The 13791-nt window shown below is 47.9% G+C and carries 14 protein-coding genes; all 14 read left to right on the top strand.

All coding sequences use genetic code 11. From position 1 onward, the window contains the following. The first annotated feature begins 48 nt into the window (after nt 1-48). Entirely contained in the window at nt 49-261 is a 213-nt protein-coding gene (gene rpmE, locus LCM10_RS08840) for a 50S ribosomal protein L31 (protein WP_224875874.1), read from the top strand. Nucleotides 262-612: 351 nt separating this feature from the next. Then, nucleotides 613-1224: a thymidine kinase gene (locus LCM10_RS08845; RefSeq protein ID WP_224875875.1), complete on the top strand. Its 612-nt coding sequence runs from the start codon at nt 613-615 to the stop codon at nt 1222-1224. A gap of 184 nt (nt 1225-1408) precedes the next feature. Beyond that, nucleotides 1409-1870 (top strand): hypothetical protein, encoded by a 462-nt coding sequence (locus LCM10_RS08850; protein WP_224875876.1) that lies wholly within the window; start codon nt 1409-1411, stop codon nt 1868-1870. 216 nt (nt 1871-2086) lie between these two features. Next, entirely contained in the window at nt 2087-3160 is a 1074-nt protein-coding gene (gene prfA / locus LCM10_RS08855; protein WP_224875877.1) for a peptide chain release factor 1, read from the top strand. Nucleotide 3161: 1 nt separating this feature from the next. After that, complete coding sequence (gene prmC / locus LCM10_RS08860) at nt 3162-4028, top strand: peptide chain release factor N(5)-glutamine methyltransferase (protein WP_263621446.1); 867 nt, start codon at nt 3162-3164, stop codon at nt 4026-4028. A 317-nt stretch (nt 4029-4345) separates the two neighbouring features. Beyond that, nucleotides 4346-5206 carry a stage II sporulation protein R gene (gene spoIIR / locus LCM10_RS08865; RefSeq protein ID WP_224875878.1) on the top strand — a complete coding sequence of 287 codons (861 nt, stop codon included), beginning with the start codon at nt 4346-4348 and terminating at the stop codon, nt 5204-5206. 142 nt (nt 5207-5348) lie between these two features. Further along, nucleotides 5349-5789: a GNAT family N-acetyltransferase gene (locus LCM10_RS08870; protein ID WP_224875879.1), complete on the top strand. Its 441-nt coding sequence runs from the start codon at nt 5349-5351 to the stop codon at nt 5787-5789. A gap of 353 nt (nt 5790-6142) precedes the next feature. Continuing rightward, entirely contained in the window at nt 6143-7183 is a 1041-nt protein-coding gene (locus LCM10_RS08875; protein WP_412103384.1) for an L-threonylcarbamoyladenylate synthase, read from the top strand. A gap of 192 nt (nt 7184-7375) precedes the next feature. After that, on the top strand, nt 7376-7930 hold the full coding sequence (locus tag LCM10_RS08880; protein ID WP_224875880.1) for a manganese efflux pump MntP family protein: 555 nt from the start codon (nt 7376-7378) through the stop codon (nt 7928-7930). Nucleotides 7931-8723: 793 nt separating this feature from the next. Beyond that, nucleotides 8724-9170 carry a low molecular weight protein arginine phosphatase gene (locus tag LCM10_RS08885; protein WP_318247483.1) on the top strand — a complete coding sequence of 149 codons (447 nt, stop codon included), beginning with the start codon at nt 8724-8726 and terminating at the stop codon, nt 9168-9170. Nucleotides 9171-9191: 21 nt separating this feature from the next. Beyond that, nucleotides 9192-10481, top strand: coding sequence for a methyl-accepting chemotaxis protein (locus LCM10_RS08890; RefSeq protein ID WP_224875881.1), 1290 nt, complete (start codon nt 9192-9194; stop codon nt 10479-10481). 216 nt (nt 10482-10697) lie between these two features. Beyond that, on the top strand, nt 10698-11141 hold the full coding sequence (rpiB, locus tag LCM10_RS08895; RefSeq protein WP_224875882.1) for a ribose 5-phosphate isomerase B: 444 nt from the start codon (nt 10698-10700) through the stop codon (nt 11139-11141). Between the two features lie 12 nt (nt 11142-11153). Beyond that, on the top strand, nt 11154-11696 hold the full coding sequence (locus LCM10_RS08900) for a TIGR01440 family protein (protein WP_224875883.1): 543 nt from the start codon (nt 11154-11156) through the stop codon (nt 11694-11696). Between the two features lie 454 nt (nt 11697-12150). Beyond that, nucleotides 12151-13392, top strand: a complete 1242-nt coding sequence (glyA, locus tag LCM10_RS08905) for a serine hydroxymethyltransferase (RefSeq protein WP_224875884.1) — start codon at nt 12151-12153, stop codon at nt 13390-13392. Nucleotides 13393-13791 lie beyond the last annotated feature (399 nt).

Raw genomic sequence — 13791 nt, forward strand, 5'->3', positions numbered from 1 at the left:
ATAAATTACTCTGTTTCAGATGATTCAGGGCGGAAGGAGATGAAAGTAATGAAATCAGGAATTCATCCAAAGTACAACACGATCACAGTTAGTTGTGCATGCGGTAACGAATTTGAAACTGGTTCTGTAGCAGAAGAAATGCGCGTTGAGGTTTGTTCTGAATGCCATCCATTCTACACAGGCCGTCAGAAATTCGCTGACGCTGGTGGACGTGTTGACCGTTTCAACAAAAAATACGGTCTTAAACAAAAACAACAATAATGAAGAGTCAGAAGATCAGGGGCGTCCATACCGTCTATGTGCCTAGCATATGAATGGGACGGACTCTCCGAAGTCTTCTCTTCACTGGATAAAAACAGGCAAGGATCTACTGCTTGCCTGTTTTTTATTACGTAAAGACAAAATTGAGGCGGTTTTTTGATAAGCTGTGCCTCTTTTTTTCTGTCAAATTCGCACTTATAAAGCATTTTTTCCGTACATAAAGGAATGCTTATTATAAATAAAGCTTGAGCGGCAGGTCCTTTTTGGAATCAATCAGGGGTTGTGTTTACTGAATATTTCGAAAAAGGGACGCTTTTACTATAAAAGGGGTTAGAAAGGAGAGGCGCTTTCATGTATGTCATGAAGCAAACCGGTTGGGTGGAAGTCATTTGCGGCAGCATGTTCTCTGGTAAGTCAGAGGAACTGATCCGCCGAGTGAGACGCACTCAATTTGCAAAACAAGAGATTGCTGTGTATAAGCCAAAATTAGATAATCGCTATAGTGATGAATCCGTTGTATCCCATAATGGCACCTCGGTCATTGCGAAGGCGGTCGAGAGTTCGGATGTCATTCTTGAGGACTTGAATCCGCAGGTGGACGTCGTCGCCATCGATGAGGTCCAATTCTTCGACGAAGGCATCGTGGATGTCGTCCAAAAGCTTGCGAACAGCGGATACCGCGTCATCCTTGCAGGACTTGACCAGGATTTCCGCGGTGAACCATTCGGTCCGATGCCGGCACTCATGTCCATTGCCGAACAAGTGACCAAGCTTCAAGCCGTTTGTGCCGTCTGCGGCTCACCGGCAAGCCGGACGCAGCGCCTGATCAACGGTGAACCGGCAGGCTACGATGATCCCATCATCCTCGTCGGCGCATCCGAAGCGTATGAACCAAGATGCCGTCACCACCATGAAGTCCCAAAGGGCATCAGCGTAACGCCTGATATGGTGAAGGAATCATAAAAATAGGCTATGAAACCCTGTAAACCGCTATCCAGTCGATGGCGGTTTTTTATTTTGAAGGAACGTCCCCGACCGCTTTAACGCGTCAAAGCGGTCGGGGACGTTCCTTCAAAAGAGAACCCAATTTTCCCCTCGTATAAGCATTCCCTTGATGGAAAAAGTAACATCAGGAGGTGTTTTGACGATGATGAAAAGAATGATGCTCGCTCTTTTCTTTACGGTGATCTTCTTGATTGCGACCGCTTGCGGCAGCGTGAATCAGGAGTCTGAGTACGGCATGCACAACGACGGCGGTGGTACAAAGTTCATTGACACGCGCAAACCTAAAATGGAAACCAAAACGCAAGACGTGAACAACGGCGATAGCATGAACCAGAATCCGAATTTTCCGAACCTGACGAACAGTAAGGGGACGACTTCTACTAGCATGGGTATATATGAAGATAAAGCGAGGGAAGTCGTGAAGGAATATACCGCATACCAACCCGATGAAGTATGGATCAACGGTGATCAAATGTGGGTGACCGCCCATACCAAACAAGAAATGACCACAAAAGAAACAGCCAAAGAGGAAGCGAAACTTAAAAAACGACTTCAAAAAGCGCTGCCTCGCTACAACGTCAACGTAAAGATCACGGAAAGATAAACTTATGATTCAATCGGCGAGTGGAAGAGGGTTTCTGCTTGCCTTTTTTAGTTCCAGCGGTTGATTGGATTGGAAGGCGTAGCCCCCACTGATCATTTGTAAGAACTACTGATTTTTTTCACCTCAGCCATCTACCCCCAATCCGAACCTTCTTGTGTTTACCCACACCATATAATATAATTAGACTGTTATGGATTAAAATTGAGGTGAATAGCTGTGTTCGATCGTTTACAAGCAGTGGAAGATCGCTATGATAAGTTGAATGAGCTTTTAAGTGATCCGGAAATTGTGAATGACCCTAAGAAGCTAAGAGAATATTCCAAAGAGCAATCAGATATTCAAGCGACGGTGGAAGCATACCGTGAATATAAAGACATCAGCCAGCAGTTTAAAGATGCGAAGGCGATGCTGGATGAGAAGCTTGATGCTGAGATGCGTGAAATGGTTAAAGAAGAAGTATCCGAGCTTGAAGAGCAGATTGATGCACTGGAAGAGCGTTTGAAAATATTATTGATTCCGAAAGACCCGAATGACGACAAGAACGTCATCATGGAGGTGCGCGGAGCAGCCGGCGGAGACGAAGCCGCTCTATTTGCGGGCGACCTTTACCGCATGTACAGCCGCTATGCCGAGTCCCAAGGCTGGAAAATCGAAGTCATGGAAGCGAGTTCTGCGGGCGTCGGTGGTTACAAAGAGATCATCTTCATGATCAACGGTAACGGTGCCTTTTCGAAAATGAAGTACGAAAACGGCGCACACCGCGTGCAGCGTGTCCCTGAAACAGAGTCCGGTGGCCGTATCCATACGTCGACGGCGACGGTGGCGTGCCTTCCGGAAGCGGAAGAAGTCGAAGTTGATATCCATGAAAAAGATATCCGCGTCGATACGTTCGCGTCAAGTGGACCTGGGGGACAATCGGTCAATACGACGATGTCAGCCGTCCGTCTGACTCACTTGCCGACAGGTGTCGTTGTTTCCTGTCAGGATGAAAAATCACAGATCAAGAACAAAGAAAAGGCGATGAAGGTACTCCGTGCCCGCGTCTACGATAAATTCCAGCAGGAAGCACAGGCTGAATACGATGCAAACCGTAAGTCCGCCGTTGGAACGGGTGACCGCTCCGAGCGTATCCGTACGTACAACTTCCCGCAAAATCGTGTGACCGACCACCGCATCGGCTTGACGATCCAGAAGCTTGATCAGATCCTTGAAGGGAAAATGGATGATGTCATCGATGCCCTGATCATCGAAGATCAATCCAAGCTCCTTGAAAGAATGGAAGAAGTATAAGATGAACGTGACTGTATTTGAAGCCCTGAAGTGGGCTTCTTCTTTTTTAAAGAAACAGAATCGGGATGAAAATGCGGGAGAAATCTACCTGCGGCACCTCTTGGACATGTCGCGTTCGCAGCTCTTGGCGGAACAGCGGATGGAGATTTCTGCGGAGAAATGGGAAGAGTTCCAGCAGGGGGTTCGATCGCATGCGGACGGCGTCCCGATCCAGCATATCATCGGGTTTGAGGAGTTTTACGGTCGGACGTTTCTAGTAAATGAGCACGTATTGATCCCACGACCGGAAACGGAAGAGCTCATCTATTACGGGCTGGAAAAAATGAAGCGGCTGTTTCCTCGTGGCGGTTCACTCCGGGCTGCGGATATCGGAACTGGAAGTGGAGCGATCGCGATTACACTGAAGCTTGAGTCAACGGCTTGGCCGGTTGAGATGATGGCTGTGGATATCTCCGAGGAAGCACTCTGTGTCGCGAAGGAAAACAGTCAGCGGTTGGGGGCTGAAGTCTCCTTTTACCAGGGAGATCTGTTGAAGCCGCTGATGGACGATGGCGTAAAGCTCGATATCATGCTATCGAACCCTCCATATATCCCGCTCGGTGACCGCGAAACGATGTCGGAAGTGGTCGTCGATCATGAACCGCAGCTCGCGTTATTCGGCGGGGAAGACGGGTACGATCTGTATCGACGGTTCATGGACGAATTACCCTCTGTAATGAACGATGCATTTCTGATTGGCTTCGAAGTCGGGGCCGGTCAGGGTGAAACGGTTGCGGATATGCTCCGGGAGACGTTCCCAGAAGCGGAGACCGAAGTGGTGTTTGATATTAACGGCAAGGACCGGATGGTGTTTTGCTGTAAGGGATAGAATTTGTAATGAAGGCTCCTTTTTTATGGAAAAGGGGTCTTTTTTTAATGAAAATAGGCTCCATTTAGATGAGAAATCCCTTTTTAGTAGAATAATAGGCAGTGAATAGGGGGCGAGGGGGCCTATATTATCAAAAGTGAAGGCGTTATTATCAAAAATCCGATTATATGATCAAAACCGATAGATTTATTATCAAAAACAAGAATATATTATCAAATCGCCTTGACCGAGGGTTTGAGTAAAAAAATATCAATTTACTAGTTTAAGATGTCCCCATCTTGTCCACACTGATTTACTGAGGGGAAGGTGGAGAGAAGATGAAAACAAAACACGCGGTATTAATGTATATCTTGATTCTAACTTTAGGGACAATCTTAAGTTTATATATTCCGAAACAGGAAATTGCAGCCGAGGAGCCGATGGTGATTCCGGAGGATGCGATCCGCTTGCGAATCCTTGCAAACAGTGACTTGGAAAGTGATCAGAACGTGAAGCGGTTGGTCCGTGATGAAGTGAATAAAGAGATTACGAAGTGGGTTGGGAATCTGACATCCCAGGATGAAGCGAAAGCGGTCATTCAAGCGGGACTGCCAGAGCTTAAGCAAATTGCGGAAGATGTTGTGGCAGCGGAAGGATTGAATCAAAGCGTTCACATCGAGTTCGGAAAAGTCCAGTTCCCGACGAAGCTTTATGGGCAGTATCTCTATCCGGCCGGTGAATATGAAGCGGTTCTGATCACGCTTGGAAAAGGGGAAGGCGCCAATTGGTGGTGCGTCCTGTATCCGCCGCTATGCTTCCTTGATTTTTCAACTGGCAACGCAGTGAGGAGTCCTGGATTTGAAACGACGGTGGAAGCGAACGGTGATGTGGTGACGGAAGTGGATGCGGAAGACGAGGCTGTGGAAGCGGATGATGATGTGGTGACGGAAGTAAATCAGCAAGACGAGGTTATGGAAGAGAGTGCGGAAGTGGAAGGCACATCCGTTGAACAATCGGAAGAGACCGAGGTTGTTGAAGTTCCTTCATCTACAATCAATGAAAATAACGTAATGGAAGAGTTGCAAACAAAGAATGAGGAGCCTGCTGCAAAAGAGCAAGTGTTTGTGGAAGAAGGCGATGGGCAAGAAGTAGAGAAACGGTTCTTCGTTGTTGACTTGTTCAAGGGATTGTTTAAGTGAGAGAAGGGCTTCATCCAGTAGGATGGGGCTTTTTTATTTGGCTTCTATTAAAAAATAGAAATCTATTAAATTCTGGTTCTAATCTTTCCTCCCTCTCATAAAGTAAGAGTAAGGATACTAGAAAAAAAGGAGGAAGACAAAAATGACGAAGAGGATCAGGCAGGCGACGCAGGAGGATATTTATAAGGTGATCGGATTTTTGGTAAAAGCGGGACTCAGTACAGAAGGGGTGAAGGGGACGATTGATTGCTTCCTTGTCGTGGAGGATGAGGATGAGAATTTAATCGGGACGCTCGGAATCGAGATGAGGGGAACGACCGGACTGCTTCGTTCACTTGTCGTCACACCTCAGTTTGATAGCGAGGAAATCTTCACCCTCTTCCAGGAAATTTTCAAGCTGGCAAAATCAAAAGAGCTTACCCAGCTTTACTTGATCACTAATCGGAAAGCGTCATTGAACTTTTTTGAGGTGCTGGGTTTTCAACAGGAACCACAATCATTTGTGGACGAACTGAAGGATTTTGTTCATGCGAAACACTTATCCACAGTGGATAACTTGCTCACGATGAGCCTTCAATTATAGGGTTTGAACCAAATTTTCGACAAAACAGGCATCGTGGGTCAGAAATCTCTGACGGGCAGTCCGGATCATTTTTCGAAAAAATGGTCCGGTTTTTTTATTGGTGATTCGACAAAAAACTTGTCAGGGTGGCCTGTTTGTCGAAATGTCTCTTTTTTCAGAATTATTCACACTCGTCCACAGGGTTATCCACAGATGGGGGTGATTTGTTCAGGTTTTGTGGATAATACTTGAGAAAATGTTTTGTTTCTTTTATAATTTCAAAAGGGTTTACTTGTGGAACACTTGATAATTCAGTGTTTATCCACATGAACGTGAGTAGATGTATGTTTGAGATAAAAAGGTGGAGTACTGATATGATGAAACGCTGGATTGTGGAAAATGATGTGGATAAGAATAAAAGTTATCCACAAATTGTGGATGCAGCACGATTTTTGCAGGAAAACGAAGTCGTTGCGTTCCCAACGGAGACTGTTTATGGTCTTGGTGCGAATGCGAAAAGCGATGAGGCCGTTGATAAAATTTTCAAGGCAAAAGGAAGGCCGTCCGATAATCCACTGATTGTCCACATATCAAATAAACAGCAATTAAGTGAATTGGTCAATGATGTACCCGAAGCTGCAGAAAAGTTGATTTCTGCTTACTGGCCGGGACCGTTGACGCTTATTTTTCATAAAAAAGAAGGAGTCCTCTCAGAAAAGGTGACGGCAGGACTGGAATCCGTTGCGATCCGGATGCCGGACCACCCGGTTGCACTCGCCATCATCGAGGAGGCGGGACTCCCGATTGCGGCACCAAGTGCGAATCGATCTGGAAAACCAAGCCCGACAGCCGCGCAGCATGTGGTCGACGATCTTGAAGGCAGGATCGTTGGTGTTGTCGATGGCGGGGAAACGGGTGTCGGCGTCGAATCGACGGTCGTGGATTGCACAGGTGAGGTGCCGGTCATCCTTCGTCCCGGTGGCGTGACGAGAGAGCAGCTTCATGAAGTCGTCGGTCAAGTGGCGGTCGATCCTTCCTTGAAAGAAGGGAAGGGTGCCCCGAAATCTCCGGGTATGAAGTACACGCACTATGCCCCGGATGCACCGGTTTACCTCGTTGACGGAACGCGTGAAGACGTTCAAAAGCTCGTGGATGAAAAGCGGGCTGAAGGGTTGAAGGCAGGTGTACTGACCACGGATGAATTTGTTGAAGAATATCGTGCCGATGTCGTGCTTTCCGTTGGTAGAAGAGATGATTTGAATACGGTCGCACATGGTCTGTACAACGCACTCCGTACATTCAATAATAGCGATGTGGATATCATCTTTGCCGAGATGTTCCCGGAAGAAGGGGTCGGGCTTGCGATTATGAACCGGCTTCAGAAGGCTGCGGGGTATCGGGTGATTAAGGCTTGATGTATTTTTATATTGTTGGAAAAAAAGATCTCCAGTCGTGGGGATCTTTTTTGTTTTTGTGTGGATAAAGGGTTGGGTTCACTGATTTTTAATGGGAGCTGGTCTCTAGCACAAGGAGGGCAATTTTTCATTCTATTTCGTTTTGGACGTGCATAAGTTTGTCTTGAAGGCACGTCCAGAGGAGGAAACAGGATGACGACACTTATAGGTGAATTGATTACGTTGATGTTGATGGCATTTGCTCTCGGGATGGATGCCTTTTCGATCGGGATTGGAATGGGGATGTTTCAGCTCAGGCTGAAGCAGATTTTTTACATAGGATTGACGGTTGGATTGTTCCATGTCTGGATGCCGCTCCTCGGGATGATGACGGGTAAGTTCCTATCCGAAACATTCGGAGCGTTCGCGACCTACGCAGGGGGCATCCTCTTGATTGTGCTTGGCATCCAGATGTTCATTTCAAGTTTCAAAGAAGAAGAAACAACCTTGATTTCCCCGGTCGGCTTCGGACTCCTGTTATTTGCGCTGAGTGTGAGCCTGGACAGCTTCTCGGTCGGCCTGACGCTCGGGATCTTCGGAGCAAGGACAGCCGTCGCACTAGCCTGCTTCGGAATCGCCGCCACGGTCCTTACCTGGATGGGCCTCCTCCTCGGAAGAAAGTTCCAAGGTGTGCTCGGCACCTACAGCGAAGCCCTCGGCGGAAGCATCCTCTTCGCCTTCGGCATCAAGCTCCTGCTGCCAATCTGATTTAGAAAGCCCATTTTGTAAGGTACGTCCCTCACTGCTTTAGAGTGGTGGGGCGTTTTTTTGTTTTGGGGATGAGGGAGCGGCCTCTGCTTTTCTTTTTGTCCAGCGTAGGCGGCTAGCGGCTCGAGGTCTTAAGCTAAATGCATCAAGTAGGCAAAAGGCTCCTTCTCGGCCCGATCATCTTTTGTTTGTCGTGGCTGACCAAGCCGCCTCCGCTTTTCTTTTTGTCCAGCTGCAGGGCTTAGAGGCACATGTCATAAGCCAACCCGGCCAAGAAGGAAAAGTGCGCCTTCCGGTCCGGTTCGTCTTATGCCACCCGCCTCTGCCCAAAGCCCTTCCGCTTTTCTTATTGTCCAGCTCCGGCGGCTAGCGGCTCGAGACATAAGCCATGCCATCCAAAAAGGCAAAAAGCGCCTTTATGGCTGCCCTGTCTTATGCTTGTCGCCTCTGCCCAAGCCGCCTCCGCTTTTCTTTTTGTCCAGCTGCAGGGCTTAGAGGCACATGTCATAAGCCAACCCGGCCAAGAAGGCAAAGTGCGCCTTCGAGTCCGGTTCGTCTTATGCCACCCGCCTCTGCCCAAAGCCCTTCCGCTTTTCTTATTGTCCAGCTCCGGCGGCTAGAGGCTCGAGACATAAGCCATGCCATCCAAAAAGGCAAAAACCGCCTTTAAGGCTGCCCTGTCTTATGCTTGTCGCCTCTGCCCAAGCCGCCTCCGCTTTTCTTTTTATATTCTTTGTGAATGTGCTTTGTGGGGATTGGAAAATATTTTATAATAGGCTATAAGGAGGATGAGATGATGAGAATCTTGTTTGTTTGTACGGGTAATACGTGCCGCAGTCCGATGGCGGAAGCGGTCTTGAAGCATAGAGCGGGAAGCGGGTTCGAGGTGAAATCAGCAGGCGTATTTGCGATGGATGGTGGAGATGCTTCGATTCAGGCTAAAGAAGTGCTGAAAGAGAACGATATAAAGCATGAGCACCAATCCAGCTCGCTCCGGAAGAAGGATATTGAGTGGGCGGACTATGTATTCACGATGACGACCCATCATAAATGGGCGATCATGGATCAGCATCCCGAGGCATCCGATAAGGTGTTCACCTTGAAGGAGTATGTGCTCGAGGATCCTGAGGACATGGATGTGTCCGATCCGTTCGGGGGCAGTGTCGATATTTACAGATATACATACAGGGAGCTGGATGAGCTGATCGAGCAATTGATCGACAAGCTAGAAAAAGAATGATTTTCTGAGGAGAGAAAAGGGATGGGGAAAGAGAGAAGGTATAAGTCCGGTCTAAGAAAGAAACTGGTATTCTTTACGACGATTCTGGCGCTGGTCACGTATTCGACTTCGGCATTTTTCATTTATTTCATCAAGCCGACATTCGCACCGGATATGAATGAGTTCTTGTTTACGAGTATGACGCTTGGGATGGGAGTATTCTGGTCCGGTTTCCTGGCCTTTTTTGCAGCAGGCTTTATTGTCAAACCGCTTCAACGTTTGGAAAAGGCCGCGCTGAAAGCAGCGGAAGGGGATATCTCGGTGGAAGTGGAAGTGCCGAAATCCGATGACGAAATCCGTTCGCTCGGTTTGGCATTCAACCGCATGTTACATAATCTTCGGGATATGGTTTCAAGCATCGATGAAAATTTCACGAAGACGAATGCCCATGTAGTGGAGCTGTCAAAGGCTTCTGAAACGGCTTCCCACCAGGCTGATTCGATTTCAAGGACCATCAGTGAAATTTCCGCAGGTGCCGAAAGCTCGGCCATGTCGATCCAAACGACGGCTGAATCGGTGGAAGATGTGATCGGGATTGCCCAGGAAGTCCAGAATCATTCGAAGTCTTCCGAGGAGCTGTCCAAGAATATGGTCACCGAGCTTCAGGGAAGCAAAGAAGTGATCCATTCACTTGTAGCGGGAATCTCCACGCTTGCAAAAGGGAACGAAGATTCATTGGAAGTCGTCAGGCGCCTTGAAGATAACGCGAAAAAAGTGGAGCAAATCATCCAATTGGTCGGCGATATCGCGAATCAGACGAACCTGCTTGCTTTGAACGCTTCAATTGAAGCTGCGCGCGCCGGTGAGCATGGTAAAGGGTTCGCCGTTGTAGCGGAAGAAGTCCGGAAGCTCGCGGATGAAAGTGGCAAGGCCGTTCAGGGCATATCGGATCTGATCAAGAATATCCAGACGGAAGTCGGGAATGTCGTTGGACAGATCTCAAATCAAGTCGAGTCAGCCAATAAAGAAGCTGAAAAAGGCTCGAAAACAAATGAAGTGATCGAAGCGATGACCGGTACGATTCATGAAGTAGCTGACTCGGTCAAGACCATCTCTGTATTGGTTGACAGACAGATGGAGAGCATCAGGCTGACTTCCCAACAATCACAGGAAGTAGCGGCAATCGCGGAAGAAACATCAGCGGGTGCGGAAGAAGTATCGGAAGCAACGCGGGAACAGGCGTCCGTCATGGGCGAAGTGGAGCAGCTCGCGCTGAACCTCAAGCAGGAAGCTGAATCATTGAAGGGGACGATCACCCGTTTCCGATTATAAAAATCGTTTGAAATGGCATGGACTTTTAGTCTGTGCTTTTTCTTTGGGATTGTGTTTTATGAAGGTACGTCCCGCCCTGCGGTGACGCGTTAATGCACCGCGGGACGTACCTTCTAAAGAAGGCTTTTGTCCTAAGATGAAAAACTTTATCTATTGTGATGGGTATGTCAAAATAAAAGGTAACAAACACTAGTCAAAAATGGGGAGTGACGATGGATGAAAATTGCAATTGCTTCAGATCACGGTGGGGTTAATATCAGGGAAGAAATCAAATCATTATTGGAAGAACTTGAGCTCGAATATGAGGATTTCGGCTGCGAGTGCAACACGTCAGTCGATTACCCGGATTATGCGTTGCCGGTAGCGGAAAAAGTGGCGAGCGGTGAATTCGACCGTGGGATCCTGATCTGCGGGACTGGTATCGGGATGAGCATATCCGCCAATAAGGTAAAAGGTATCCGTTGTGCGCTTGTGCACGATGTATTCAGTGCAAAGGCGACGCGTGAACATAATGACAGCAACATGCTGGCGATGGGGGAGCGCGTCATCGGTCCTGGACTTGCGCGTGAAATCGCCAAAGCGTGGCTTGGGACTGAATTCGAAGGCGGACGTCATGCCAATCGAATCGGTAAAATCACGGCATACGAAGACAAACAGTAGGAAGTGGTTTTTATGGAAATCGAACAATTACAGGAACAGCTCCGCAGCATCCTAGAGGAATTCAAGGAAAAGGTTTCGCTCAAAAAAGGTGGAGTATTCGTTGTTGGCTGTTCAACCTCTGAAGTCATCGGTGAACGGATCGGGACGGCCGGCACGTTTGATGTGGCAGAGATGATTTACTGTGAGTTGAAGAAATTTGCCGATTCTACCGGTGTATCGCTTGCTTTTCAGTGCTGTGAGCATTTGAACCGTGCGATCGTCATTGAACGTGAAACAGCGGAACGTCTAAGGCTTGATGAAGTTACCGTCATTCCGGCCCGGTCGGCCGGCGGTGCGATGGCGACCCATGCGTACCGGTCTTTTGAAGACCCTGTCATGGTAGAGTTCATCAAAGCGGATGCAGGGATCGATATCGGCGATACATTCATCGGGATGCAGCTGAAGCATGTTGCGGTGCCGGTCCGGGTTTCGCAGAAGAGTCTCGGCGACGCGCATGTGACGTTGGCTAAGACCCGTCCGAAGCTGATCGGCGGGGTTCGGGCTGTATATGAATAAGTTAGAGGGGAAGTCCCGTCTGTCGATGCTTTTGAGCATTGGGAGGCGGGCTTTTTTTGTGGATGTTCTGATTGTTTCTCACTTAGGGTGGTTGGTGTAAGAGCGGGTTTTATGTGCGGAATTTTTAGGATAAGTGCGAAATTCCGGATTTAAGAGCGGTTTATTTTATATATGTGCGAAATAGTTTAAATAAGTGCGAACTGGCGATTTTTCGACAAAGCCGGACTTCAGATCAGGTGCAATCGATTCTTAATTAAGAACCGACCACTCACAAAATTAAACGGAAACAGCGTATTATTTCCCATTCCTACTCCGGCTTCCGCGCCCAAAACACGAACATTCTATTTTGCCTACACGTTTTTATTTCGCGTTCTCGATAATCATGATAGAATGGATTTGAATGAATCAAGATGGCGCAGCTTAGAATGGGCCGATGATTAAAAGGGGGATATGTATGAGTAAGATTGCCAAGCAAGATCCGGAAATTTATGCAGCGATTCAAGATGAATTAGAGCGTCAGCGAACGAAAATCGAGTTGATTGCATCTGAGAATTTTGTCAGTGAAGCGGTTATGGAAGCACAAGGTTCCGTCCTCACGAACAAGTATGCAGAGGGATACCCAGGCCGTCGCTATTATGGCGGGTGTGAGCATGTCGATGTAGCGGAAAATCTGGCTCGCGATCGTGCGAAGAAATTATTCGGAGCGGAGCATGTGAACGTGCAGCCGCACTCTGGAGCACAAGCCAATATGGCAGTCTACTTCACAGTCCTTGAGCAAGGTGACACGGTGCTTGGGATGAACCTTTCCCACGGTGGACATCTGACGCACGGAAGTCCGGTCAACTTCAGTGGCATCCAGTACAACTTCGTTGAGTACGGAGTCGACAAGGAAAGCCACCTCATCAATTATGAAGATGTCCGTCAAAAGGCGCTTGAGCACAAGCCGAAATTGATCGTAGCGGGTGCAAGTGCGTATCCTAGAAAGATCGATTTTGCCAAATTCCGTGAAATCGCGGACGAAGTGGGTGCTTACCTGATGGTCGACATGGCGCATATCGCAGGTCTTGTCGCAGCCGGCCTTCACGAAAACCCGGTTCCTTACGCAGATTTCGTGACAACGACAACTCATAAAACACTTCGCGGTCCTCGTGGCGGAATGATCCTTTGCAAAGAGGAATTCGGCAAGAAGATCGACAAGTCCATCTTCCCTGGACTTCAAGGTGGTCCGTTGATGCACGTCATTTCGGCAAAAGCGGTATCGTTCGGTGAAGCGCTGCAGGATTCTTTTAAAGAATATGCCCAGAACATCATCGATAACGCAGCCCACCTCGGTGAAAGTCTCGTAAAAGAAGGCATCGACCTTGTATCGGGCGGATCGGATAACCACCTGCTATTGATCGACCTTCGTTCACTAGGCTTGACTGGTAAAATTGCAGAAAAAGTCCTTGATGACATCGGAATCACCGTCAACAAAAACACGATCCCATTCGATCCGGAAAGCCCATTCGTCACAAGCGGTATCCGCATCGGAACAGCGGCCGTTACGTCCCGCGGTTTTGGTAAGGAAGAAATGGACGAAATCGCGTCCATCATGGCCCTTACCCTCAAAAACCACGAAGACGAAACCAAGCTTGAAGAAGCGCGCAAACGTGTAACGGATTTAACAAGCAGATTCTCTTTATATCCTGAGAAATAATAGATTGGTAGAAACCTCCTTGGAAGATTTGATTCTTTTGGGGAGGTTTTTTTGTGGGGAAATAGAAAGGGCGTATTGTGGGTGATGATAATGGTGTCTGATGGAAGATTGTTCCAACAAATTCAGCATTGATTGGAGTGGAAGACGAAGACTCCTGCGGGGAAAGTAGCTAATGTGAGACCCCGCAGGAGCGCAAGCGACGAGTGGGCTCACGGGCTACCCGCGGAAAGCGAAGTCTTCCACGGAAATCAAAAGCGGTATAAAGAAGGGCTCGCTTTTTTCCGTATAAAACATAACGATTTCATTACACCCTCCCAACTTTTATTGCTCTTAAAACCTCTTTTATGTACAATAGTCAAAGATGTAAAACAGTATCCAACAATTTTTTACATAAATCGA

Source organism: Rossellomorea aquimaris (assembly GCF_020171925.1).
Lineage (GTDB): Bacteria > Bacillota > Bacilli > Bacillales > Bacillaceae_B > Rossellomorea > Rossellomorea aquimaris_F.